The sequence below is a fragment of the Rhodococcus aetherivorans genome (genome assembly GCF_025722975.1).
GTDB classification, from domain to species: domain Bacteria; phylum Actinomycetota; class Actinomycetes; order Mycobacteriales; family Mycobacteriaceae; genus Rhodococcus; species Rhodococcus aetherivorans.
Map to the genome: position 1 here is coordinate 4178480 of NZ_CP106982.1, position 24398 is coordinate 4202877.

The window sequence follows — 24398 nt, forward strand, 5'->3', positions numbered from 1 at the left end:
GTCCCCCGTCGGTGTCTACCGTCCGGCCCGGCCCCACTCCCAGTCGCGGATGTCGGGCATGTCCTCCCCGTGGGTGCGGATGAACTGGTGGTGCTCGACCAGCCGGTTCTTCAGGTGCTCGCGCGCGTACGCGGAGATCGGATGCAGACGGGGCACCCGGTCGACGACGTCCATGGCGAGGTCGAACCGGTCGATCTGGTTGAGCACGCACATGTCGAACGGCGTGGTGGTGGTGCCCTCCTCCTTGTACCCGCGCACATGGATGTTGTCGTGGTTGGTACGCCGGTACGTCAGGCGGTGGATCAGCCACGGGTAGCCGTGGTAGGCGAAGATCACCGGCTTGTCCGTGGTGAACAGCGAGTCGAATTCGCGGTCCGACAGTCCGTGCGGATGCTCCGTGTGGTCCTGCAGCCGCATCAGATCCACGACGTTCACGACGCGGATCTTCAGGTCGGGGAACCATTCGAGCAGGATCTCCACGGCGGCGAGGGTTTCCATGGTGGGCACGTCGCCGGCGCAGCCGAGCACCACGTCGGGTTCGACCCCCTTGTCGGTACCCGCCCAGTCCCAGATCCCGATTCCCTTGGTGCAGTGCACGATTGCCGCATCCATGTCGAGGTACTGCAGTTGCGGTTGCTTGCCGGCGACGATCACGTTGACGTACTGCCGGGTGCGCAGGCAGTGGTCGGCCACCGACAGCAGGGTGTTCGCGTCCGGCGGCAGGTACACGCGGATGACGTCGGCCTTCTTGTTGACCACGTGGTCGATGAAGCCCGGGTCCTGGTGCGAGAAGCCGTTGTGGTCCTGCCGCCACACGTGCGAGGTGAGCAGGTAGTTCAGCGACGGGATCGGCCGGCGCCAGTCGATGCCGTTGGTGGTGCGCAGCCACTTGGCGTGCTGGTTGAACATCGAGTCGACGATGTGGACGAAGGCCTCGTAGCAGGAGAAGAAGCCGTGCCGGCCGGTCAGCAGATAGCCCTCGAGCCAGCCCTGGCAGGTGTGCTCGGACAGGATCTCCATCACCCGCCCGTCGGGGGCGAGCCGGTCGTCGGTGGGCAGGATGCGGGCGTTCCAGGTGCGTGCGGTGGCCTCGAGGACGGGACCGAGCCGGTTGGAGTTGTTCTCGTCCGGGGAGAACACACGGAAGGTGGTCGCGTTCTCGCGCATGACGTCGCGCAGGAAGGTACCGAGCACGCGGGTCGATTCGACGCTGCCGGTACCGGGCGCCTCGACCGGCACGGCGTAGTCGCGGAAGTCCGGCAACGCCAGGTCTCGTACGAGCGGCCCGCCGTTGGCATGGGGGTTGGCGCTCATCCGCCGCTCCCCCGCCGGGTGCAGGTCGCGGATCGCGGGCACGGGGGCACCGTGGTCGTCGAACAGTTCCTCGGGCCGGTAACTGCGCAGCCACTCCTCGAGAATCTTGCGGTGGCTTTCGTCGTCGCGGGCATTGGCGAAGGGCACCTGGTGCGAGCGCCAGTACCCTTCGACCGGGAGACCGTCGACCTCCTTCGGTCCGGTCCAGCCCTTCGGGGAACGCAGCACGATCATCGGCCAGCGCGGTCGCTCGGTGACCCCGTCGCGGCGGGCGCGGCGCCGGATCTCGAGGATCGCATCGACGCAGTGGTCCAGGGCCGCCGCGAACGCCTGGTGCATGCGCTCGGGATCGGAGCCCTCGACGAATACCGGATCGTGGCCGTAGCCGCGGAGCAGGTGCTCGAGTTCCTCGTGTTCGATGCGGGCGAGGACGGTCGGATTGGCGATCTTGTACCCGTTCAGGTGCAGGATCGGCAGCACGGCGCCGTCCCGGCGCGGGTCGACGAACTTGGTGGAGTGCCAGCTGGTGGCCAGCGGGCCGGTCTCGGCCTCGCCGTCGCCCACCACGGCAGCGACGATCAGGTCCGGGTTGTCGAAGGCGGCGCCGTAGGCGTGCGACAGGGCGTACCCGAGCTCGCCGCCCTCGTGGATGGACCCGGGTGTCTCGGGGGCGACGTGGCTGGGGATGCCGCCGGGGAACGAGAACTGGGTGAACAGCCGGGCCATGCCGTCCGCATCCTGGGACACGTCGGGGTAGATCTCGCTGTAGGTGCCCTCGAGCCAGGCTGCGGCGACCGGCCCGGGCCCGCCGTGGCCGGGGCCCATCACGTACATCATGTCCAGCTCGCGGGCGACGATGGCCCGGTTGAGGTGGGCGTAGACGAAGTTCAGCCCCGGGGTGGTGCCCCAGTGTCCGAGCAGCCGGGGCTTGATGTGCTCGGGACGCAACGGCTCGCGCAGCAGGGGGTTGCCCATGAGGTAGATCTGCCCCACCGACAGGTAGTTCGCGGCTCGCCACCAGGTGTCGAGCGCGGCGAGCTCCTCTCGGCTCAGCGGTCCGGTGCGGGTTGCCGTGTCGGGTCCTGCGTCCACGTACGGTCCTCTCCTGCAGGTGTGCGTCCGGTTTCGGGTTCGAGCCTGCCCCGGGCGGGTGGCCCACGCCGGCCGTTCCGGGAAACACTCGCCGAAGAGTTCCTCCCGGACGGCGCATCCGTGCCTGCCGGATACCCGACGAGCGCCGGAGAAACCCCCTCCGACCAGGCGATGTGGCGTATCGCCGACAATGCGCTACGCTAACTCCCGCCCCACCGAGCAACCGGTGGAGTCCGGAACGCCCTCGTAGCTCAGGGGATAGAGCGCTTGCCTCCGGAGCAAGAAGTCGCAGGTTCGAATCCTGCCGAGGGCACCACGGGAACGGCCCCGCGTCGCAGTGCGACGCGGGGCCGTTCCCGTTCTGCGGCCCGGACCTGGCGCAGAGCGACAGGACGTCGAGACCAGGTGTTGTGAAACGCGGACTCGTCACGAAGCAGGATGTGCGCATCGTCCACGCCCAGAGATTCTGTGTTCATCGTCCGATGTCACCGACTGCCGCCCCGTGCGAGAACCCGTACAGCATCAGCGCCACCGCGCTGAGCAGTGACACCGCCGCGGTGACGACGAGCAGCGACCCCAGACCGAGGGCGGGTATCGCGGCACCGGCGTGCTGCGACCGAGCTGAGGGCTCCCAAGACCAGGCAGGCTGTGAACGCCGCACCGGCGCGCTCGGGTACCAGCTCGGCGGTCCAGACCGCGAGCACCGCGGATCCTGTCATGTACCCCATGCCGAAGATGCCCGCCGAGGGTGCGGTCGTGGCTACGGAGCCACCTGCCAGCCCGAGCAGCACCAGCGCCGCACCGACCGTTGCAAGGCACAGCGCGGCGACCCGGACGCTGCCCAGTCGCTGCCCGAGGGTTCCGGTCGCCACCCCCACCATGCCGGTGAGACCGAGGGCCGCGTAGAGAGCCGGGAGGGCCGCCGCCGGGAGGGTGCCGCTGTCCAGGACGTCGGCGGCATAGGTGAAGTAGACGACCACGACCGCGAAGTAGACAACGGAGTAGGCTACCGGGACCCGAAGCGCTGCCACCAGCGAGGAGGCACCGGCTCGCCCCTCCGGACGTGGGGCCGACCCGGTCCGCGGCACCAGGCGCAGGTTCACGAGTGCGGCGGCCACGGCAGCGAGGGCGATGCCGGCCCACACCAGGCGCCACAAGCCCACCGCAGCCAGGACGGCCAGCGCGCCCAGCAGCACCAGTCCGCCGCTGGTGCCGGTGGTGATGATCGCCAACGCTCGGGGCTGCTGCCGCGAGGGCACCGATCGCGTCACTATGTCGGAGTAAGGCGCCCAGACCCAGCCACCGGCGCTGCCGGCCAAAACGACAACGACACCGACGGCAAGCAGCCCCGGGGACTGCGCGAAAGTCACGATCACCGCCCCCGCAGCGCCGCAGGCCCCGCCCGCTGTCGTCGGCGCGCGCGACCCGCGGCGAGCGGCGAGCCGCGGCGAGCGGCGAGCCGTCCGGCGAGCAACAGACCGGCCAGGTAGCCCGCAAACGTTGCGCTGGCGACGAGGCCGAGCACCAGCTCGGAGAGCCGCAGGTCTTCCCGGATATCGGGCAGTGTCAGGCCGTAGGCGTAGCGGGCCATGCCGAAGCGACTCCGACCACCGCAGCTCCGGCCAGGCCGATCCGCCCGCCTGGGGAGAGCGTCATGAATTCCCCTTCATGCCGTGGGCCCGGCTACGTCACGGACCTCGGCCCGACTCCCGGGAGCATCGGCACTCACTGCGTGCATGCACCGACTCTCCCACGGCCGGATCAACTCGGTCACCTGCGGCCGACGACCGCGAGACCGGGTGTCAGTCCGCCGGATCCTGCTGGGCGGCCTCGGTGATCGGCGCCATGTCGAAGTAGTCGCGCCAGCCGGCGATCCTGCCGTCGACGACCTCGAAAGTCCCCATCACCGGCAGTTCGACGGTCCGTCCCCCGAGCGTGAACACGTCGACCCGCTCGTTGAGCACCACGCCGCCGTGGACAGCCTGGTGCCGGATGCGGAAATCGATGCCGCCGAACGAGGCGACGAACCCGGCGATGAACTCCTCGATCGCCGCGCGCCCGCGCACCGGTTCCATCGGGATGTTGTGGTAGACGGCGTCGTCGGTGAAGTAGGACGCGAGCACGGCCGGGTCGGGATCGGCCCAACGGCGGCAGAATTCGGTGACGAGCTCGTCGGGGGTCATGCGGTTCCTTCCGTCAGGCCCGGGCGAAGCGCGCCGGGTCGGTGCCCGGGACCCGGCGCGCCCGGCCTCTCTCGATGAGGTGCCGCACGTGCGCCGAGGCCTCGGACAGCGCCATCTGCTTGCCCGTGGGCGGAGTCTGGTCCCAGGGGCGGTACCACGTCATCCGCTCGGCAGCCTGCCACAGCGTCAGCTCCTCGTCGCCGAACGCCGCGTACAGATCGTCGAGGCGTCGCTCGTGGTGCTCGACGAGCGCGTCGGTGCGGGCCGCGAGGTCGTCGATCGGCTGCCGGTGCGCGGGCAGGGTGCGCCGGGCCGGGAGGGTGCCGACGGCGCGCAGGGAGTCGATGAATTCGCCGAGGGCGTCGCGTTCGGGGAGGGGGAAATCGAAGTCGCCCACGTGCGGGGTCGTGGTGGCGAGGACGTGGTCGCCGCTGAAGAGGATGTCGTGCTCCTCGATGTAGAAGCAGGCGTGGCCGGGGGTGTGCCCGGGGGTGAACACTGTGCGCAGGGTGCGGCCGGCGAGCGTGATCCGTTCGTCGGTGGCGAGCTTGCGGTCGGGATGGACGTCGGGCTTGCCGGTTGCGCGTTCCCCGTTCACCCGGTCGAGGTAGGTGGCGATCTGGTCGTCCGGGGCGCCGGCGCGGCGCCACTGCTCGGCCTCCCACTCGGCGTTGCCGTCGCCGGAGATCATGAGCTCGAGCTGGCCGAAGTCGTCCTCGTGCATGCCGACCCAGCAGCCCGACGCCTCCCGGATCCGGCCGGTCAGACCGACGTGGTCGGGATGGAAGTGGGTGACGACGACCCCCTCGACGTCCGCGACGGAGGCGCCGACGGCGGCGAGGCCGTCCTGCAGCGCGGCCCAGGACGTGTCGTCGTTCCAGCCCACGTCGACGAGGACCAGCCCGCGCGGCGACTCCATCGCATACACCTGGGTGTCGCCGACCGGCAGGTCGCTCACCGGTACGGGGATGCGGTAGATGCCGTCGCCGATGTCGCGGGCGTGGTCCATGGGGTCCTCCGAGCTACTCGATCGTTAGCCATTCAATGAACACAAACAGTAAACTATTTGGGTTCGTGCGGCTCGATGATCGCCATGATCGACCGGATCTCCCCCGCTGGGATGGCGAAGTGCTCGGTGACCGCCACGGTGAGGGTGCCGTCGCCGGCGTCGAGGTCGAGCAGGAACCGCGCGACGACGTTGTCGTCCCACTCGCGAAACGTCAGCTCCCGCACACGACGGATCGAGCGGTACTCGGGGCCCTGCTCGAGCCGGTCGCGGATCTCGACGCCGCTGTCGCCGGTGCGCACGCCGTTCTCGACCCGCCACGCGTCGGCCGCGAGCCGCACGTGTGATGCGTCGTGTCCGACGAGGGAGCGGATGTAGGAGCGGGCCATGGCGACGCGGGCGCTGTCGGTGGGCGCGCCGGCATGCTCGGCGATCGCGGCCATCAGGGTCGGCGCCCAGTCCGGCCGGCAGATCACCAGGTCCGGCATGTAGGGGTGGGGGCGGTTGTACTCGAGCTCGCTGCCGTCGATGCGGGCGCAGTACAGCCCCGCCGCCTGCGCGACCCCCACCGGCGCCGCGGAGTCCCACTCCCACTGCCCGCCGGCGTGCACGTAGGCATCGACGTCGCCACGCACCACCGCCATGGCCTTGGCCCCGGCCGAACCCATCCGCACCACGTGGGCGCCGACGGCCCGGGCGACGTCGGCGACGAAGACCGGCGGCCGGCTGCCGCTGACGACGATCCGGGGCCGTCGGCCGGCCAGCGGCCGCAGTTCGGCGGGACGGACGTCGTCGGTGCCGTAGACGGCACCGACGGCCGGCTGAGCGACGGCGGCGGCGGTGATACCCCTGCCGGCCTCCCACAACGCGACGTGCACGGCCCAGTCCTCGTGGTCCGGCATGCCGTACTCCTTGGACCCGTCCAACGGGTCGACGATCCACACCCGCTTCGCGTGCACCCGCACCGGATCGTCGGCGGATTCCTCCGAGAGCACCGCGTCGCCGGGGCGCTCGGCGGCGAGCCGCTCGAGGATGTACGTATCGGCGGCGCGGTCGCCGCGGCGGCCGAGTTCGCGACCGGTGAGCGTGTCGGCCTCGGCCGCGCGGACGGTCAGCAACAGTTCGCCTGCAGCGGTGGCGATCTCGGCGGCGAGGGCGGCGTCATCGGTCATGGGGCCAACAATTCCATGACCAGCCCGGCCTGCGCGACCGGATCGCCGTCCTGCGGCCGCAGCACCAGGTCCGGCCGGGTGGGCGCCTCGTAGGGGTCGTCGATACCGGTGAACCCGGTGATCTCCCCGGCCCGGGCCCGGGCGTACATGCCCTTCGGATCGCGGGCCTCGCAGTCGGCGAGCGGGGTGTCGACGAACACCTCGAGGAACGGCAGCCCGGCCTCCCGGTGCTGCTCGCGGATCCGGTCCCGGTCGGACCGGTACGGGCTGATGAGCGCGCAGATCGTCACCAGGCCCGCGTCGGCCATCAGCTGCGCCACCGCGCCGACGCGCCGGACGTTCTCCGCGCGGTCCCGCGGCCCGAAGCCGAGGTCGGCGTTGAGGCCGTGGCGCAGGTTGTCGCCGTCGAGCCGGTAGGCCGGGACACCGGCCGCGAGCAGGCGCCGCTCGAGCGCCGCGGCGACGGTGGACTTGCCCGACGCCGACAGGCCGGTCAGCCACACCGTCGCGCCGCGCGAGAGGCGTTCGGCGCGGGTCGCCTCCGCCGCGTGCCACACGACGGGGGCGGCGGCGAGGGTGGGTCCGGTGATCATCCCGGCGGCGACGGTGCTGCCGGTCGCGTCGTCGACGAGCACGAAGCTGCCGGTGGTCCGGTTGCGCCGGTAGGGGTCGAACAGCACGGGACGGCGGGTCCGCAGCTGCACCCGTCCGATCTCGTTGAGGGTCAGCGATCGTGCCGTCCCGTCGCGGTGGAGGGTGGTGACGTCGAGCCGGTAGTCGAGCCGCACCACGTGCGCGGCGGTGGCGTTGGTGGTGTGCAGCAGGGTGTAGGTGGCGTCGGGTGCGAGACCCGGGCCCTCGGCGAGCCAGCACACCATCGCGTCGAGCTCGTGCCCGACGAGCGGGCGGTTCCCCGGGCGGCACAGCATGTCACCGCGGCCCACGTCGAGGTCGTTCTCGAGTTCGAGGCACACGGCGCTGCCCGCGAAGGCGCTCGGCACCGGGTCGCCGCCCGGTCCGTGGACGGCGCGCACACGCGTGCCGTAGCCCGAGGGCAGCACCACCACCTCGTCGCCGGGGGCGAACGCCCCGCTCGCGACGGTGCCGGCGTAGCCGCGGAAGTCGCGGTGCTCCCCGTGACCGGGGCGGAGCACGTACTGGACGGGGAATCGCGCGTCGATGAGGTTGCGATCGGAGTCGATGTGCACCTGCTCGAGACGGTGCAGCAACGAGGCGCCCTCGTACCAGGTCATGGTGGTGGTGCGCGTGACGACGTTGTCGCCGAGCAGCGCCGACACCGGCACGAACGTCAGGTCGTGGATGTCGAGTTTGGCTGCGAACGAGGAGAATTCGGCGCAGATCTCGTCGAAGCGCTGTTGCGACCAGTCGACCAGGTCCATCTTGTTGACGCACAGCACGAGGTGGGGGACGCCGAGCAGGCTGGCGAGAAAGGCGTGCCGGCGGGTCTGCTCGACGATGCCCTTGCGGGCGTCGACGAGAATGAGGGCGAGGTCGGCGGTCGAGGCGCCGGTGACCATGTTCCGGGTGTACTGCTCGTGGCCGGGGGTGTCGGCGACGACGAAGGCGCGGTGCGGGGTACAGAAGTAGCGGTGGGCGACATCGATGGTGATGCCCTGTTCCCGCTCCGCCCGCAGTCCGTCGGTGAGCAGCGCCAGATCGGGGGTGTCCATGCCGCGCTCGCGGCTGGTGCGGGTGACGGCGTCGAGCTGGTCCTCGGGCACGGCCTTGGAATCGTGGAGCAACCGGCCGATCAGCGTGGACTTGCCGTCGTCGACGCTGCCGGCGGTGGCGATGCGCAGCAACCGGGTCATCAGAAGTAGCCCTCCTTCTTGCGGTCTTCCATGCCGGCCTCGGAGATGCGGTCGTCGGCGCGGGTGGCGCCGCGCTCGGTGACGCGGCTGACGGCGACCTCGGCGACCACCTCGTCGGGGGTGGCGGCGGCGGATTCGACGCACCCCGTGCAGGTGGCGTCGCCCACCGTGCGGAACCGCACCAGCGCGTCGCGCGGCTCGTCGTCCGGCAGCAGAGCGAGGAACTCGTTGAGCGCCAGCAGCATTCCGTCGCGCTCGACGACGGTGCGGCGATGGGCGTAGTAGAGCGACGGCAGCTCGATGCCTTCGTCGCGGATGTAGTTCCAGACGTCGAGTTCGGTCCAGTTGGACAGCGGGAACACGCGGATGTGCTCACCGCGGCGGTGCCGGCCGTTGTACAGCTGCCACAGTTCGGGACGCTGCGCCTTGGGATCCCACTGCCCGAACTCGTCGCGGAAGGAGAACACGCGTTCCTTGGCGCGGGCCTTCTCCTCGTCGCGGCGGGCGCCGCCGAACACCGCGTCGAATCCGCCTTCGCGGATGGCGCGCAACAGCGTTCGGGTCTGCAGCCGGTTGCGGCTCGCGCGCGGGCCGACGTCCTCGACGGCCCGGCCGGCGTCGATGTCGTCCTGCACCGAGGCGACCAGCAGGCGCACCCTCCGGCGGGCCGCCTCGGCGTCGCGGTAGGCGAGGACCTCGGGGAAGTTGTGGCCGGTGTCGATGTGCAGCACCGGAAACGGGATCGGCGCCGGCCAGAACGCCTTGGCCGCCACGTGCAGCATCACCGCGGAGTCCTTGCCTCCGGAGAAGAGCAGCACGGGACGTTCGAAGGTGGCCGCCACCTCCCGGAAGATGTGCACGGACTCGGCCTCGAGCGCGCGCAGCAGGGACAGTTCGTACGACGGCGTGAGGGTCATCGGGGCTCCAGCTCACGAGCGCCGGTCCAAATATGTACCGGCTCGGTCGAAAGGTTTCGCCCCGAACAATAGAACGAGTTTCAGTTCCGGGTCAACGCCTCGCGGGGTGCGAGCGAATGTATCGCCCACTCGATCAGACCGACGGCATGATCCATTCGCTCGGTCCCCCGGGGCCGCAACACCCGGCCGTCACCGGGCCGGGCGACGCCCGCGTCACCGGGCCGGGCGACGCCCGCCGAGCTCGCGCGTGACGGCCTCGGCGGTGGCCACGAGGGCCGCCCCGCGCCGGGCGATCTCCCGGTTGGCCAGGGTCGCGCCCACGTGGAGCGTGAGCACCACCGACTGCCGCCCGTCCGCGTCGTAAGCGGGGGCGGCCAGCAGGTTCACCGGATGCTCGGCGTCGGCCGGTTCCGCCCCGGTCAGCAGCACCCGCTCCCCCAGGCTGGACACCATCTCCCCCAGCAGTTCGCGCAGCTCGGACGGCAGGTCGTGCGCCGCGACGCCCGCCATGAGCGCGTGCAACCGCCGCCCGCCCGCAGTGAGCGACTCGACCAGATATCCCGCGGTGCGGCACTCGTCGACCACGTCCCGCAGGCGGTCCCGGTCCAGCCGCACCGGAAGCGTCGGCTCGCGCGCGAGCCACTGCTCGAGCCGCTCGTCGGAGTCCCACAGCACGTACATCAGGCCCACCGGCGGCGCGAACGGATAGACCTCTCCCACCCGCGCCCCGGCACCGTCCGGATCGGCCCCGGCGACGTCGAGGACCGCGATGCGGTCGCCCACCACCGCCGACGCGGCGCAGGTGGCACCGAACTCGGCGCCGAGCGCGGCCAGGTGCCGGTGGGTGACGGGACCGACGGCGAAGCCGCGCTGCGCGGCGCGGCCCGCGACGATCAGCGCGGGACCGAGGCCGTACGTCCTGTCCGCGGGATGGCGCATCAGGTAGCCGGCCTCGGTCAGGGCGGTCAGGATCCCCAGGCACGTCGGCTTGCTCATGCCCAGCCGGCGCGCCAGCTCGGAGAGCCCGAACCGGGTCTCCGGGTGCGCGACCAGGTGGTCCAGGACCTGCACGACCCGATCGGTCGGCGGCGAACGCCGAGCGGACGACGTCGCGGCGGCCTCGGTCATTGACGCCTCCTTGGAACACGTTCTATCGTCGCTGCACCGAGAGCCTACCGCACCGGTACATATTTGAACCGCAAGGAGATCGTGTGCTCACCGATCCGCTCACATCCGCCATCGCCGAGGCCGAGAAGCTCGTCGCGACGGCGCCGCACATCCGCACCGAGCAGGACCTGATCGAGGGGTACCGCTACCTCGCCGGCGGGATCACCGCCTGCGTCCACTCGGCGTGGGCGGCCGAGAGCCCCCACCCCACGTTCGTCACCGGCACCGGGCCCTACACGAAGATGGGGCTCGACAACCCCGACACCCTCTACTTCGGGGCGCGCATCCGCGACGACGCCGAGTACGTCGTCACCGGCCGCCGCGGCACCACCTGCGACCTGAGCTTCCAGGTGCTCGCCGGCAACTACACCGACGCCGAGGTACCCGGCAACGTCACCGCGTTCGACGACCGCGAGCTGCGCATCGCCGACGACGGCACCTTCGAGGCCCGGTTCGGTCCCGGCCCTGCCGACCCCGGAAACAACTACTTCACCCTCGCCCCCGGCTCGTCCCAGCTCGTCGTCCGGGAGGTCTACAGCGACTGGTCCCAGCGGCGCGGCACCCTGCGCATCGACCGGGTCGACGCGCTCGGCACACCGCCACCCGAGCCGACGCAGGACGACGCCGCCGCTCGCTACCGGCGGGCCGGGCGCGCGCTCGTGTCCCGGGTGCGGACGTGGCTGCAGTTCCCGCAGTGGTTCTACCTCGACCTTCCGGTCAACACGGTCACCGAACCGCGGCCGACGCCCGGCGGCCTGGCCACCCAGTACTCGTCCGTCGGGCACTTCGACCTGCGCGACGACGAGGCGATGATCCTCACCGTCCCCGCCTCCGACGCGCCCTACCAGGGCTTCCAGCTGGGCAGCCTCTGGTATATCTCGCTCGACTACATCCACCACCAGACGTCGCTGAACAACACACAGGCCCAGGTCGATCCGGACGGGATGATCCGCATGGTCGTCTCCGCCCGCAATCCCGGCGTCGCCAACTGGGTCGAGACCCTGGGCCGCAGCCGCGGGTTCCTGCAGTTCCGCTGGCAGCGCCTCTCCCGCGACCTCACGACCGCGGACGGCCCGACGGCCCGGGTGGTCCCGTTCGACGACCTGGCCGCGGCACTGCCGTTCCTCGACCACAACCGGGTCACGCCCCAGCAGTGGTCCGCGCGGATCGCCGCTCGCCAGACCGCGATCGCCGACCGGATGCTCGGGTGAGCGCCGTGACCACCACCCCGAGCCCCCTGCTCGCCGGACAGACCGTCGTGGTCAGCGGCGTCGGGCCCGGACTCGGCCGCACCCTTGCGGTGCGGTGCGCCGAGCACGGCGCCGACGTCGTGCTCGCCGCCCGCACCGCCGCCCGCCTCGACGACGTCGCGGCCGAGATCACCGCCCTGGGCCGGCGCGCCCTGTCCGTCCCGACCGACATCACCGACACCGGCTCCGCGTCCCGGCTGGTCGAGACGGCCCTCCGCGAGTTCGGCCGGGTCGACACCCTGGTCAACAACGCTTTCTCGGTTCCGTCGATGAAACCGTTGGCACGCACCGACTTCCAGCACATCCGCGACAGCGTGGAACTCACCGTCCTCGGCGCGCTGCGCCTGACCCAACTGTTCACCGACGCCCTGACCGAGACGAAGGGCTCGGTGGTGAACATCAATTCGATGGTGCTGCGACACTCGCAGGAGCGCTACGGCAGCTACAAGCTGGCCAAGTCGGCCCTGCTCGCGCTGTCACAGTCCCTCGCCACCGAGCTCGGCCCTCACGGAATCCGAGTCAATTCCGTTGCCCCCGGCTATATCTGGGGAGAAACCCTGAAGGCGTACTTCGAGCACCAGGCAGAGAAGTACGGCACCACCGTCGAACAGATCTACCAGCACACCGCGGCGGGCACCGACCTCAAACGCCTGCCCACCACCGAGGAGGTGGCCGACGCCGTGATCTTCCTCGCCTCCCCGCTGGCACGGGCCGTCACCGGCCAGTGCCTGGACGTGAACTGCGGCGAATACCACCACTGACCAGCCATGCGCGTTTTCGGTAGCCGGCACTACCAGAAGCGCGCACAGGGAAGGGAGATCCATGAGTGAACGCACCAGCGTCGGCACCGTCGAGGACCTGCACGCCTCCGCGACGCGGCTGACCGGCCTGACCGACTTCGGCGACGACGACTACACCGGGGCCCTCGGCGTCCTCCTCGACTCGTATGCGCGCGACGAACACCTCACCCCGCTCGGCAGCAAGATGTCGCGGGTGTTCCTGCGCGGCGCCCTCGTCGCGCGGCTGCTGAGCGAATCGGCCTGGCGCGCGCACCCCGAGCACGCCGACGTCGCGATCGAACGGCCGATCTTCGTCACCGGCCTCCCCCGCACCGGCACCACCGCGCTGCACCGCCTGCTCACCGCCGACCCCGGCCACCAGGGACTCGAGATGTGGCTGACCGAGCTGCCGCAGCCACGGCCGCCGCGCGAGACGTGGGCCGGGAACCCGGCGTTCGCGGCCATCGAGGCCGGGTTCGCGCAGCACCACGTCGAGCACCCGGAGTTCATGGGTGTGCACTACATGTCCGCCGGCGAGGTCGAGGAGTGCTGGCAGCTGCTGCGGCAGTCCTTCCGATCGGTGTCCTACGAATGCCTCGCGCACCTGCCCACCTACTCGCGCTGGCTCGCGCGGCAGGACTGGACCGGAGCGTACGCCCGGCACCGCCGGAACCTGCAGCTGATCGGGCTGCCCGACGCCGGCAAGCGCTGGGTCCTGAAGAACCCGAGCCACCTGTTCGCACTCGACGAACTGCTCACCGTCTACCCCGACGCGCTGATCGTCGTCACCCACCGCGACCCGCGCACCGTGATCCCGTCGGTGTGCAGCCTGGCCGCGCACGCCACCGACGGCTGGTCGCACACCTTCCGGGGCGCGAGCATCGGGCGCAGCCAGCTCGACCTGTGGGCGCGCGGGCTCGACACGTTCACCGCGGCACGGAGCCGGCACCACCCGGATCGGTTCGTCGACGTGGACTACCGCGACTTCGTCGCCGATCCCCTCGGCACGGTCGGCGCGATCTACGACCGGTTCGGCATCCCGCTCACCGCCGGCGCCGAACAGGCGATGGCCGCGCTGCACGCCGAGAGCCGCAGCGGGGATCGCCGGCCGGCGCACCGCTACCGGCTCGAGGACTTCGGTCTGAGCGACGCCGAGGTGGACGAGCGGTTCCCGGACTACGCCTGTCGCTGACCCGCGGCGACCGCCGCGGCGGCGAGGACGTCGAGCAGCGGGAACAGCGCGGCGGCGATGAGATCCCCGGTCTCGACGAACGCCTGCTCGGACAGGCCGATCGGGTCGGGGATGTTCGGGGTGCGGGCCGCGCCGCTGGGATCCCGGCAGGCGTCGAGCCGGGCGATCGTCTCCGCACCGGTGACGGTCGCGATGCGGTGCGCCTCGGTCAGGGTGAACGACTTCGCCGCGGCGCCGGCGGTCAGGCCGGCGACCCGGTCGCGCTGCTCCTCGCTCATGGTCAGGACCAGGTCGGCGCCCTCGACCATCGTCGCGGTCACCCGGCGGGCGCGGAAGTCGCTCGCGTCGGCGCCGAGACCGGCGATGACCGCGGCCGCCCGGGGTTCGACGGGATACCCGACGAGGGCCCGCGTGCCCGCGCTCTCGGCGGTCAGGTCGGCCCACCCCGATTCGCACGCGTAGGCCCGCGTCAGCCGCTCCGCGATCACGGACCGGCAGACGTTGCCGCTGCAGACGAACAGGATGTGCACGCGCGCACTCTAGCCGCCGCGAATCGGGCGGAGGGGACGCGATTTTCGGCGCCGTGCGATGTTCACGTGCCGTTCGCACGCGCGCCGCGTGTCGTTCACTCACGGCGGCCGGTTCGCGGGCCGCCCCGGCGGGGTCCGGAAGCCGTGTCCACGTCACGTCCAGACCGTGCGACATGGGATGATCGACGTATGCCCGCACCCCTACCGCTCGATCCGATCGCCGAGGCCCACCGCCAGTGGACGGCCCACGGCTGGGGTGAGGTCGCGGACGGCATGGCCGCGGTGACCTCCGTGATGCGCGCGCAGCAGATCATGATGGCGCGGGTCGAGGAGGTTCTCAAACCGTTCGGGCTCACGTTCGCCCGGTACGAACTGCTGACCCTGCTGCACTTCACCAGGACCGGGGCGCTGCCCATGGCGAAGGCCAGCGCCCGGCTGCAGGTCCACCCCACCAGCGTCACCAATGCCGTGGACCGGCTCGAGACCGCGGGGCTCGTGCGCCGCACCCCGCACCCGAGCGACCGTCGCGCCACACTGGTCGAACTGACCGACGAGGGGCGGGCGCTGGCCGTCGAGACCACCGAGAAGCTCAACGCCGAGGTGTTCGCCCGGCCCGGCGTGCCCGACGACCAGCTCGAGACGCTGCTGCGGATCCTGGCCGGCCTGCGCCGCGACGCCGGCGACTTCGACACCGGAGGCGATCCCACCAGGTGGTGACACGGATCGGGGCCGTCCCGCAGGATGCGGAACGGCCCCGGTCGAGGACGACGATCAGGCGTGCTTGAACTCCGGCGCGCGCTTCTCGACGAACGCGGCCATGCCTTCCTTCTGGTCGGCGGTGGCGAACGTCGAGTGGAACACCCGCCGCTCGAACTTCACGCCCTCGGCGAGGGTGGTCTCGAAGGACCGGTTGACCGCTTCCTTGGCCATCATCGCGACGGGCAGCGACATCGACGCCACCGTGGTCGCGGCCTCGAGCGCCACGTCGAACAGGTCCGCGGCCGGCACGATGCGCGACACCAGGCCCGCGCGCTCGGCCTCCTCGGCGTCCATGTTCCGGCCGGTCAGGCACATGTCCATCGCCTTGGCCTTGCCCACGGCGCGGGTGAGCCGCTGCGAGCCGCCGATGCCGGGGATGACGCCGAGCTTGATCTCGGGCTGGCCGAACTTGGCGGTGTCCGCGGCGATGATGAAGTCGCACAGCATGGCCAGTTCGCAGCCGCCGCCGAGGGCGTACCCGGAGACGGCGGCAATGATCGGCTTGCGGGCCGAGGAGAGCCGATCCCACTGCGAGAACAGGTCTTCCGCGTACACCTCGGAGAACGTCTTCGGCGCCATCTCCTTGATGTCCGCGCCCGCGGCGAACGCCTTCTCGGAGCCGGTGAGCAGGATGGCGCCGATACCGGCATCCGCCTCGAGCTCCTCGACGGCCGCCACCACCTCACGCATCAGTTGGCTGTTGAGGGCGTTGAGCGCCTTGGGCCGGTTCAGCGTGATGATGCCGACGCGGTCCTTGCGGTCGAGCAGGATCGTCTCGAAGTCCGTCACTGGGTTTCCTGTTCTGTCGAGCGGTTGCGGATCTCGGTGATGATGGCCGAGAAGTCCAGTCCGCCGCCACCCGACTCGTTGAAGCGGTGGTAGATCTCCGCGGCCCGAAGCCCCAGCTCGGCGTCGACGCCGTTGGCGCGCAACGCGTTCGCGGCCAGACCGAGGTCCTTGTCCATGAGCGCGGCGGCGAACCCGGGCTGGTAGTCGTTGTTGGCGGGGGTGGTGGGCACCGGCCCGGGCACCGGGCAGTTGCTGGTCAGCGCCCAGCACTGGCCGGAGGCGTTGGACGCGACGTCGAAGAGGGCCTGGTTGGTCAGTCCGAGCTTCTCGCCGAGCACGAAGGCCTCGCTGATGGCGATCATCGACACGCCGAGGATCATGTTGTTGCAGATCTTGGCGGCCTGGCCGACGCCGGACCCGCCGCAGTGCACGACCTTGCGACCCATCACCTCGAGCAGCGGCTTTGCGGCTTCGAAGTCCTCCTCCGACCCGCCGACCATGAAGGCGAGGGTGCCGGCGGCCGCACCGGCCACGCCGCCGGAGACGGGCGCGTCGATGGCGCGGTGCCCGGCCTGCACGGCCTTCTCGTGGGCGGCGCGCGCGTCGGCGACGTCGATGGTGGAGCTGTCGACGAACAGCGTGTTCGGCCGGGCGGCCGGCAGGACCTCGTCGTACAGCTTCAGCACGAGGGCGCCGTTGGGCAGCATCGTGATCACGACGTCGGCGTCGCGGACCGCGTCGGTCGCGGACTCGGAGATCGTGAGGCCGTCGGCGCGGCCCTGTTCCTGGGCCGCCGGCACCGGGTCGAAACCGGTGACCGGGTAGCCGGCCTTGACGAGGTTCGCGGCCATCGGCCCGCCCATGTGGCCGAGACCGAGGAAGGCGACGTTCGGCAGTGTGCTCATGTCAGGCGGTTTCCTTCTCGGGTGCGACGAGCCCGAGTTCGAGCTCGCCGAGTGGCTGGAAGTACGCGTCGACGTCCGCGTCGGTGACGTCGGCGAGGGTCGCCGGCGACCACGCCGGGTTGCGGTCCTTGTCGACCACCTGCGCGCGGATGCCCTCGACGAGGTCGTGCGAGCGCAACGACGCCAGGGACACCCGGTACTCCTCGTTCAGCACCTCTTCGAGGCTGCCGAGTTCGCGGGCGTGGCGCACCGATCGCAGGGTCACCTTCAGCGCGACGGGCGACTTGCCGAGGATCTGCTCGGCGGCCGCGCGGGCCTCGGGCTCCTCGGCGTCCTGCAGTCGGGCGACGATCTCCTCGACGGTCGGCGCCGAGTAGGCGGCGTCGATCCAGGAGCGCTGCGCGAGCAGCGGCGACTCCGGGGCCGGCTGGGCGAATTCGGCGAGCGCCTCGTCGACCGTGCCGGATTCGAGGGCGGCGACGAACTTGTCGAGCGCCTCGGACGGCACGAAGTGGTCGGCGAAACCGAGGGCGATGGCGTCGCCGGCCGTCATCCGGCCGGTGGTCAGGGCGAGGTGGGTGCCGAGCTCGCCCGGTGCGCGCGAGAGCAGCCAGGTGCCGCCCACGTCGGGGACGAAGCCGATGCCCACCTCGGGCATCGCGATCGTGGAGCGTTCGGTGACGACGCGGACGTTGCCGTGGGCGGCGATCCCGACGCCGCCGCCCATGACGATGCCGTCCATGAGCGCCACGTACGGCTTCGGGTAGCGGCCGATGGCGGCGTTGAGGATGTACTCGTCGCGCCAGAAGTCCTGCGAGCCGGTGCCCCCGTCGCGGGCGTCGTGGTAGATCGAGACGATGTCACCGCCGGCGCACAGGCCGCGCTCCCCCGCCCCGTCCACGACGACCGCACGGACCGAGTCGTCCCCGGCCCACTCGCCGAGCGCGGCGGCCGTCACCTTCACCATGTCGTAGTTCAGGGCGTTGATGGCCTTGGGCCGGTTCAGGGTGATCCGGCCGATGCCGCCGGAGACCCGGACGAGGACGTCTTCCGTCTCGGTCATTTTGCTCCGTTCTGCGCCGCGGCCACCACGCTGCGCGCGACGACCACCCGCATGATCTCGTTGGTTCCTTCGAGGATCTGATGCACCCGCAGATCCCGCACGATCTTCTCGAGCCCGTACTCGGCAAGATAGCCGTAGCCGCCGTGCAGTTGCAGCGCGTCGTTGGCGGCGTCGAAGCAGGCATCGGTGGCGAATCGCTTCGCCATGGCGCACAGCTCGACCACGTCGTCGGCATTCCGGTCCAGCGCGTCGGCCGCGCGCCACAGCAGGGTGCGGGAGGCCTCGATGCCGGTGCGCATGTCGGCGAGCCGGAACTGCAGGGCCTGCGAGTCGAGCAGCCGCTCGCCGAACGCCTTGCGTTCGGCGAGGTAGCCGACGGTCTTGTCGAGCGCGGCCTGAGCGCCGCCGACCGAGCACGCGGCGATGTTGAGCCGGCCTCCGTTGAGCCCGTGCATGGCGATGCGGAAACCGCTGCCCTCCTCGCCGAGCAGGTTCTCGGCGGGCACCCGGGCACCGTCGAAGATCACCTGCCGGGTGGGCTGGGCGTTCCAGCCCATCTTCTTCTCGTTGGCGCCGAAGGACAGCCCGGGGGTGTCCTTCGGGACGATGATCGCGGAGATGCCGCGCGGGCCGGGCTCGCCGGTGCGGGCCATCACCACGTACACGTCCGACGTGCCGGCGCCGGAGATGAACTGCTTGGCGCCGGTGAGGACGTACTCGTCGCCGTCGCGGACGGCCCTGGTGCTCAGGGCCGCCGCGTCGGAGCCGGCGCCGGGCTCGGTCAGGCAGTAACTCGCGAGCTGGTCCATCGAGCAGAGCCCGGGGACCCAACGGCGGCGCTGCTCGTCGTTGCCGAACCGGTCGATCATCCACGTGACCATGTTGTGGATGGAGATGTAGGCGGCGATGGACGGGCAGCCCTTGGCGAGTTCCTCGAAGATCCGGACGGAGTCGAGGCGACGCAGGCCCGACCCGCCGACGTCCTCGCGGACGTAGATGCCGCCCATCCCGAGGGCCGCGGCCTTGCGCAGGACGTCGACCGGGAAGTGCTTGGTCTGGTCCCATTCGACCGCGTTCGGGGCGAGGAACTCGGCGGCGAAGTCGCGGGCGGTGTCGCGGATCGCCCGGTCGTCGTCGGTGAGGGTGAACATCGGTATCTCGTCCTAGTCCATCGTCGGGATGACGAAGTGGTCGGCGTTCTCCTTCAGGCCGGAGAACCAGCGCTGCGTGACGGTCTTGGTCTTGGTGTAGAAGCGGATCGAGTCCGGGCCGTGCTGGTTGAGATCGCCGAAGCCGGACCGCTTCCAGCCGCCGAAGGTGTGGTACGCGATCGGCACCGGGATCGGCACGTTCACGCCGACCATGCCGACGTTGACGCGGTTGGTGAAGTCGCGGGCGGTGTCGCCGTCGCGGGTGAAGATGGCCACGCCGTTGCCGTACTCGTGCTCCGAGGGCAGCCGCAGGGCCTCCTCGTAGTCGTGCGCGCGGACGACGATCACGACGGGACCGAAGATCTCCTCGCGGTAGATCTTCATCTCCGCGGTGACGTTGTCGAACAGGGTGGCGCCGGAGAAGAAGCCGTTCTCGTGGCCCTCGAGCACGAAGTCGCGCCCGTCGACGACGAGCTCGGCGCCCTCGTCGATGCCGGACTGGATGTAGTCGTGCACCCGCTGGCGAGCCTCGGCGGTGACGAGCGGGCCGAAGTCGGCGTTCGGGTCGTCGCTGCGGCCGACCTTCAGCTCGGCGACGCGTTCCTTCAGCTTGGCGACGAGAGCCTCGGCGGCCTCCTCGCCGACGGGCACCGCGACGGAGATGGCCATGCAGCGCTCACCGGCGGAGCCGTAGCCGGCGCCGACGAGGGCGTCGGCCACCTGGTCCATGTCGGCGTCGGGCATGACGATCGCGTGGTTCTTGGCGCCGCCGAAGCACTGGGCGCGCTTGCCGTGGGCGGCGGCGGTCTCGTAGATGTACTGGGCGATCGGCGTGGAGCCGACGAAGCCGACGGCCTTGACGCGCTCGTCGGTCAGCAGCACGTCGACGACGGTCTTGTCGCCGTTGACGACGTTGAACACGCCGGCGGGCAGCCCGGCCTCGATGAACAGCTCCGCCAGGCGCAGCGGCACCGACGGGTCGCGCTCGGAAGGCTTGAGCACGAACGCGTTTCCGCACGCGATGGCCGGTCCGGCCTTCCACAGCGGGATCATCGCGGGGAAGTTGAACGGGGTGATGCCGGCGACGACGCCGAGCGGCTGGCGCATCGAGTAGACGTCGATGCCGGTGCCGGCGGAGTCGGTGAACTCGCCCTTGAGCAGGTGCGGGATGCCGGTGGCGAACTCGATCACCTCGAGGCCGCGCTGGATGTCGCCCTTGGCGTCGGCGACGGTCTTGCCGTGCTCGGAGGACAGCAGCCGCGCGAGGTTGTCCATGTCGTCCTGCACGAGCTGCAGGAACTTCATCAGCACGCGGGCGCGCTTCTGCGGGTTGAACGCGGCCCATTCCTTCTGAGCCTCGACGGCGTTCGCGATGGCGGCCTCGGCCTCGGCGACGTCGGCGAGCGGAACCCGGGCCTGCACCTCGCCGGTGTTGGGGTCGAAGACGTCGGCGAACCGGTCGGAGGCACCGGGGATGTGCTTGCCCCCGACGAAGTGGGTGAGTTCTCGAACGCTCATGTCCGGATCCGTCCTAACTGGTCGAATTCTCGTGTTTCGGTGGGATGATCGGGGGCAGCGGACGACACCCCCGGAAATGTGTGCTCATCCTATAGTTGGAAGTCCATGTATGTCCATAGGCGGCTGCGCCGCCGGTGCGTCCTTTGGGTCGCTCCAGCCGCCCAAAGGACGCACCGGCCGCGGAGCGGCCTATCGCAGCCGCCGGTACATCTCTTCCAGGTCGGCGGCACCGCGGATGACCACCGACTCGTCGGTGCCGCCGGCCCGCAGGACCCGCCGCAACAGCATCGGATCGAGATCGTCCAGCGCGGGCCGGTACGGCTCGGCCGGCAGATCCGGCAACCGGATCGCGTCCCCGTAGAAGTCCTCGTCGTCGGTCTCGGCGGCGTCCACCCCGCCGATCAATGCGTTCAGGTCGACCCCGCGCAGGGTGAGCACCGCCAGCGGCTGCTCGTCGACGTGCTCGGCCAGCAGGTACCCGACTGCCGCCGCGTGTTTGCACGGCCACCCGTCGTCGGGGCACGTGCAGTCGAAGTCCAGTTCACCGGCGCGCCGCGGCAGCAGCAGCGGACCCAGTTCCTCCGGCAGCGTACCGCCCGCGAGCCGGACCAGCATGCCCGGAGCCGACCGCACCCGGTCGATCAGCTCCGTGACCGCCTCCTCGTCGAGCGTGCGGATCGAGACCGTCGAGGTGAACGGGCGCAGCTGACTGCCCTGCACCTCCCCCACCGCCACGCCGGGCTCGAGCCGCATCGAGACCACCTGTCCCGACCGGGCGTAGGTCCGGCCCCGCGCCAGCCGGCCCTTGTCGGCGACCTGCTCCATCGCCGAGACCAGCTCCTTCGACCACCAGGTGCGTCCGATCGACCCGCGCTTCGTCCGCGCCTCGATGCCGCCGACGACCCGCCGGCGCTTGCCGTAACGGTCGAACCCGCCGGCCGGGCTCACTCGCCCACCGCCTCGTCGCCCAGGGACAGCAGCGAGTGCAGCTGCTCGGTGGACAGCTCGGTGATCCAGTTCTCGCCCGCTCCCACCGCAAGCTCCGCCAATTCCTGTTTCCCCGCGATCATTTCGTCGATCCGTTCCTCCAGCGTGCCGACGCACACGAGCTTGCGGACCTGCACGTCGCGGCGCTGGCCGATGCGGAACGCCCGGTCGGTGGCCTGGTTCTCCACCGCCGGATTCCACCAACGATCCAGGTGCACCACGTGATTCGCGGCCGTCAGGTTCAGGCCCGTGCCGCCGGCCTTGAGCGAGAGCAGCATCATCGGCGGGCCGCCGTCGCCCTGGAACGCGGCGACCATCGCGTCGCGCCGGCCCTTGGACACCCCGCCGTGCAGAAACGGCACCGTGGTGTCGAACCGCTCGGCGAGATACGGGGCGATCAGCTCACCGAACTCCCGGAACTGGGTGAACAGCAGCGCCTTCTCGCCGTCGGCGAGGATCGACTCGACGATGTCCTCCACCAGCCCGAGCTTGCCCGAACGGTGCCGGCCCCGCCGCAGCACCCCGGAGCCGTCGCCCAGGTAGTGCGCGGGGTGATTGCACACCTGCTTGAGCCGGGTCAGCGCGGCGAGCACCGCGCCCTTGCGGGCCATGCCCTCCTTGTCCCGGATCTGCCGCATCATCTCGTCGACCACCGCCCGGTACAGCGCCGCCTGCTCGGCGGTCAGGTTGGCCCGCACCGTCTGCTCGAACTTCTCCGGCAGGTCCGAGATCACCGACGGATCGGTCTTGACGCGGCGAAGCACGAACGGCGACGTCAACGCCCGCAGCCGCGCGGCGGCGGCCGCGTCGCGCTCCCGCTCGATCGGGACGGCGAACCGGGCCCGGAACGTCGACGGCGAACCCAGCAGGCGGGGATTGGCGAAGTCGAGGATCGATCGCAGTTCCTCGAGCCGGTTCTCCACGGGGGTGCCGGTGAGCGCGACGCGGTGCCGCGCGGGGATCGCCCGCGTCGCGCGGGACTGCGCGGTCGCGGCGTTCTTCACGTGCTGGGCCTCGTCGAGCACCACCCGGCCCCAGCGCAGCGACCTCAACGGCGCCACGTCACGCGCGACGAGCGCGTACGTCGTGATCACCAGGTCGCTGTCGGCGACCGCCGCGGCCAGCGCGGCGTCGCGCAACCGCGCCGGGCCGTGGTGGACGTGCACGCGCAGGCCCGGGACGAACCGCTGGGCCTCGCGCTGCCAGTTGCCCACCACCGACATCGGGCACACCAGCAACGTCGGGGGCACGTCGTCGCCGCCCGCCCGTTCGTGGGCGAGCAGCGCGAGCACCTGCACGGTCTTGCCGAGGCCCATGTCGTCGGCCAGCACCGCGCCCAGCCCGAGGCCGCTCATGAACGCCAACCACTCCAGGCCGCGCTGCTGGTACGGACGCAAGGTCGCGTGCAGGCCGGGTGGGGGCGGCACCGGTTCGGGCCGGACCTGCCCGTCGAGCAGGGTCGCCACCCAGCCGGTAGCGGCGACGTCGGTGACCTCCACCGGGGGCGGCTCGTCGCCGGTGAACCGGCCGAACAACGTCGCCAGCGTCGCGTCCGTCGCGCCCTGGCCGGCGACGTAGCGGGCGGCCCGCGCGAGCGCGATCGGATCCGCCTGCACCCACTTGCCGCGCAGCTTGACCAGGTCGCTGTTGGCCGCGATCAGCCGTTCCATCTCGGCGGGGGTGAGCAGCATGTCGCCCACGGCAAGCTGCCACTCGAACGAGACGAGCGCGTTCATGCCGACGGTGTCGTCCTCGGCGGCGACGGGTGCGACCGGCGAGGACACCTGCAGCCGCAGCGACGGCTCGAGCCGCGCCCACGCGCGCGGCAGCAGCAACGCGACGCCGGCCTCACCCAGCGCACGGCCACCGTGCTCCACGAGGTCGGTCACGACCCCCGTCGGCAGCAGCAGGTCCAGGCTGTCCGGGTCGCGCGGCACGTCCTGCAGCCGCGGATACGCCTTCAGGGCGGCGCCGAGCTTGCGGATCCCGATCTGCAGCAGCTGCGCGTCGGAGCCGTCCACCGGCACCGGCACCGGCGCCTGCCCCTCCGATCGCAGGCACACCTCGAGCCGCCACAGCGTGTCGGCGCCGATGCCGTCCTCCTCGTCGTCCGGTTCGACGAGCCGCAGCACCAGGTCGGGCTCGTTTCCGGCGAGCGAGGCCCGCCATTCGTCCAGCGCCTCGGCCATGCGCTGGGAGCCGCTGTGGTGCGGCTGCCCCTCGGCCAGGGCGGCGATCAGCGGATGCAGCGAGGTACCCACGTTGCCGATCAACGCCCGGGTGATCGGATCGGTGAGCTCGGTGGCGAGGTCGTCGAGGAGCGCCGCGGGCCGGCCGGCCTGCCGCTGCACCGGCGGCATCGCGGCGGACAGCTCGGCCGTCCAGGCCCGGATCCGGTCGCCGCCGAGCAGGCGCCACCGGGCCCACCACTGCCCGTCGGCGCGGTGCAGTTCCGGGGCCACCCGCCCGGCCTGCGCCCAGCGCTCGATGCCGCGGGCGACGTGGGCGAGGTAGCGCAGGTCCCCGGCCACCCCCTCGGCGTGCCGCGGCAGCGCCAGCAGCAGCTCCGCGGCGTCGGGCGGCGCGACCGCCACCGCGGGGATCCGCCGCGGAGCGTCGTCGCCGGGCAGACGCAGCTCGACGCGGTGCCGGAACGGCCGGTCGATCCATCGTCGCAGTACAGCGGGTGTGTCGTCGGGCGGGTCGTCGCCGTCGCGCCACAGCATCAGGCCCGCTCCCGGTGACCACAGCCCGTGCAGCATGCCCACCATGGTGCCAGCCGCGACCGACAC

Annotated in this window: 20 protein-coding genes, 1 tRNA gene and 1 pseudogene; 5 read left to right on the top strand and 17 right to left on the bottom strand. The window is 71.1% G+C overall.

The genetic code is table 11. From position 1 onward, the window contains the following. Nucleotides 1-15: 15 nt before the first annotated feature. Entirely contained in the window at nucleotides 16-2406 is a 2391-nt protein-coding gene (locus OCS65_RS18890) for a phosphoketolase family protein (protein ID WP_029542921.1), read from the bottom strand. Between the two features lie 240 nt (nucleotides 2407-2646). Here OCS65_RS18890 and OCS65_RS18895 point away from each other — a divergent pair. Beyond that, a tRNA-Arg gene (locus OCS65_RS18895) sits at nucleotides 2647-2722 on the top strand. 169 nt (nucleotides 2723-2891) lie between these two features. Here the strand turns inward: OCS65_RS18895 and OCS65_RS18900 are convergent. The 8 genes and pseudogenes from OCS65_RS18900 to OCS65_RS18935 form a co-directional block, all read right to left on the bottom strand. After that, nucleotides 2892-3791 (bottom strand): annotated as a pseudogene (locus tag OCS65_RS18900) (MFS transporter); the annotation flags it as partial. After that, entirely contained in the window at nucleotides 3779-3997 is a 219-nt protein-coding gene (locus tag OCS65_RS18905; protein WP_231385889.1) for a YbfB/YjiJ family MFS transporter, read from the bottom strand. The gene OCS65_RS18905 and the pseudogene OCS65_RS18900, both read right to left, overlap by 13 nt. Before the next feature lie 211 nt (nucleotides 3998-4208). Further along, nucleotides 4209-4589, bottom strand: a complete 381-nt coding sequence (locus tag OCS65_RS18910; RefSeq protein WP_006940201.1) for a limonene-1,2-epoxide hydrolase family protein — start codon at nucleotides 4587-4589, stop codon at nucleotides 4209-4211. Between the two features lie 13 nt (nucleotides 4590-4602). After that, nucleotides 4603-5598: an MBL fold metallo-hydrolase gene (locus tag OCS65_RS18915; protein ID WP_029542919.1), complete on the bottom strand. Its 996-nt coding sequence runs from the start codon at nucleotides 5596-5598 to the stop codon at nucleotides 4603-4605. A 53-nt stretch (nucleotides 5599-5651) separates the two neighbouring features. After that, on the bottom strand, nucleotides 5652-6767 hold the full coding sequence (locus OCS65_RS18920) for a 3'(2'),5'-bisphosphate nucleotidase CysQ (protein ID WP_029542917.1): 1116 nt from the start codon (nucleotides 6765-6767) through the stop codon (nucleotides 5652-5654). Beyond that, a complete protein-coding gene (cysC, locus tag OCS65_RS18925) occupies nucleotides 6764-8599 on the bottom strand; it encodes an adenylyl-sulfate kinase (RefSeq protein ID WP_263507415.1) in 1836 nt (611 codons plus the stop codon). The genes OCS65_RS18920 and cysC overlap by 4 nt, the downstream gene beginning before the upstream one ends. Then, complete coding sequence (cysD, locus tag OCS65_RS18930) at nucleotides 8599-9516, bottom strand: sulfate adenylyltransferase subunit CysD (protein WP_029542913.1); 918 nt, start codon at nucleotides 9514-9516, stop codon at nucleotides 8599-8601. Before cysD ends, cysC begins: the two co-directional genes overlap by 1 nt. Before the next feature lie 213 nt (nucleotides 9517-9729). Then, nucleotides 9730-10644, bottom strand: coding sequence for an IclR family transcriptional regulator (locus tag OCS65_RS18935; protein WP_043797219.1), 915 nt, complete (start codon nucleotides 10642-10644; stop codon nucleotides 9730-9732). An 83-nt stretch (nucleotides 10645-10727) separates the two neighbouring features. On the opposite strand from OCS65_RS18935, the gene OCS65_RS18940 reads away from it, so the two are divergent. From OCS65_RS18940 to OCS65_RS18950, 3 genes are all read left to right on the top strand, one after another. Then, the gene (locus OCS65_RS18940) at nucleotides 10728-11894 is read left to right on the top strand and encodes a hypothetical protein (protein WP_043797220.1); all 1167 of its coding nucleotides are present in this window, start codon (nucleotides 10728-10730) and stop codon (nucleotides 11892-11894) included. Beyond that, complete coding sequence (locus OCS65_RS18945) at nucleotides 11891-12694, top strand: SDR family oxidoreductase (protein WP_029542907.1); 804 nt, start codon at nucleotides 11891-11893, stop codon at nucleotides 12692-12694. Before OCS65_RS18940 ends, OCS65_RS18945 begins: the two co-directional genes overlap by 4 nt. A gap of 61 nt (nucleotides 12695-12755) precedes the next feature. Then, nucleotides 12756-13904, top strand: a complete 1149-nt coding sequence (locus OCS65_RS18950; protein ID WP_065922711.1) for a sulfotransferase family protein — start codon at nucleotides 12756-12758, stop codon at nucleotides 13902-13904. Here OCS65_RS18950 and OCS65_RS18955 read toward each other — a convergent pair. After that, entirely contained in the window at nucleotides 13889-14434 is a 546-nt protein-coding gene (locus OCS65_RS18955) for an arsenate reductase/protein-tyrosine-phosphatase family protein (RefSeq protein WP_006940182.1), read from the bottom strand. The two genes, OCS65_RS18950 and OCS65_RS18955, sit on opposite strands and share 16 nt — an antisense overlap. Before the next feature lie 189 nt (nucleotides 14435-14623). Between OCS65_RS18955 and OCS65_RS18960 the strand changes: the two genes are divergently transcribed. Next, nucleotides 14624-15151: a MarR family winged helix-turn-helix transcriptional regulator gene (locus OCS65_RS18960; protein ID WP_006940181.1), complete on the top strand. Its 528-nt coding sequence runs from the start codon at nucleotides 14624-14626 to the stop codon at nucleotides 15149-15151. Nucleotides 15152-15205: 54 nt separating this feature from the next. On the opposite strand, the gene OCS65_RS18965 is transcribed toward OCS65_RS18960, so the two are convergent. The 7 genes from OCS65_RS18965 to OCS65_RS18995 form a co-directional block, all read right to left on the bottom strand. Further along, nucleotides 15206-15982, bottom strand: coding sequence for an enoyl-CoA hydratase (locus tag OCS65_RS18965; protein WP_006940180.1), 777 nt, complete (start codon nucleotides 15980-15982; stop codon nucleotides 15206-15208). Further along, nucleotides 15979-16887: a 3-hydroxyisobutyrate dehydrogenase gene (gene mmsB, locus OCS65_RS18970; RefSeq protein WP_006940179.1), complete on the bottom strand. Its 909-nt coding sequence runs from the start codon at nucleotides 16885-16887 to the stop codon at nucleotides 15979-15981. The genes OCS65_RS18965 and mmsB overlap by 4 nt, the downstream gene beginning before the upstream one ends. A gap of 1 nt (nucleotide 16888) precedes the next feature. Continuing rightward, on the bottom strand, nucleotides 16889-17950 hold the full coding sequence (locus OCS65_RS18975) for an enoyl-CoA hydratase/isomerase family protein (protein WP_029542902.1): 1062 nt from the start codon (nucleotides 17948-17950) through the stop codon (nucleotides 16889-16891). Continuing rightward, nucleotides 17947-19101 (bottom strand): isobutyryl-CoA dehydrogenase, encoded by a 1155-nt coding sequence (locus tag OCS65_RS18980; RefSeq protein ID WP_029542900.1) that lies wholly within the window; start codon nucleotides 19099-19101, stop codon nucleotides 17947-17949. Before OCS65_RS18980 ends, OCS65_RS18975 begins: the two co-directional genes overlap by 4 nt. A 12-nt stretch (nucleotides 19102-19113) precedes the next feature. Further along, on the bottom strand, nucleotides 19114-20619 hold the full coding sequence (locus OCS65_RS18985) for a CoA-acylating methylmalonate-semialdehyde dehydrogenase (protein ID WP_006940176.1): 1506 nt from the start codon (nucleotides 20617-20619) through the stop codon (nucleotides 19114-19116). A 189-nt stretch (nucleotides 20620-20808) separates the two neighbouring features. After that, nucleotides 20809-21567 (bottom strand): SWIM zinc finger family protein, encoded by a 759-nt coding sequence (locus OCS65_RS18990; RefSeq protein ID WP_050035011.1) that lies wholly within the window; start codon nucleotides 21565-21567, stop codon nucleotides 20809-20811. Beyond that, nucleotides 21564-24368, bottom strand: coding sequence for a DEAD/DEAH box helicase (locus OCS65_RS18995; protein ID WP_198163299.1), 2805 nt, complete (start codon nucleotides 24366-24368; stop codon nucleotides 21564-21566). Before OCS65_RS18995 ends, OCS65_RS18990 begins: the two co-directional genes overlap by 4 nt. Nucleotides 24369-24398: the final 30 nt, after the last annotated feature.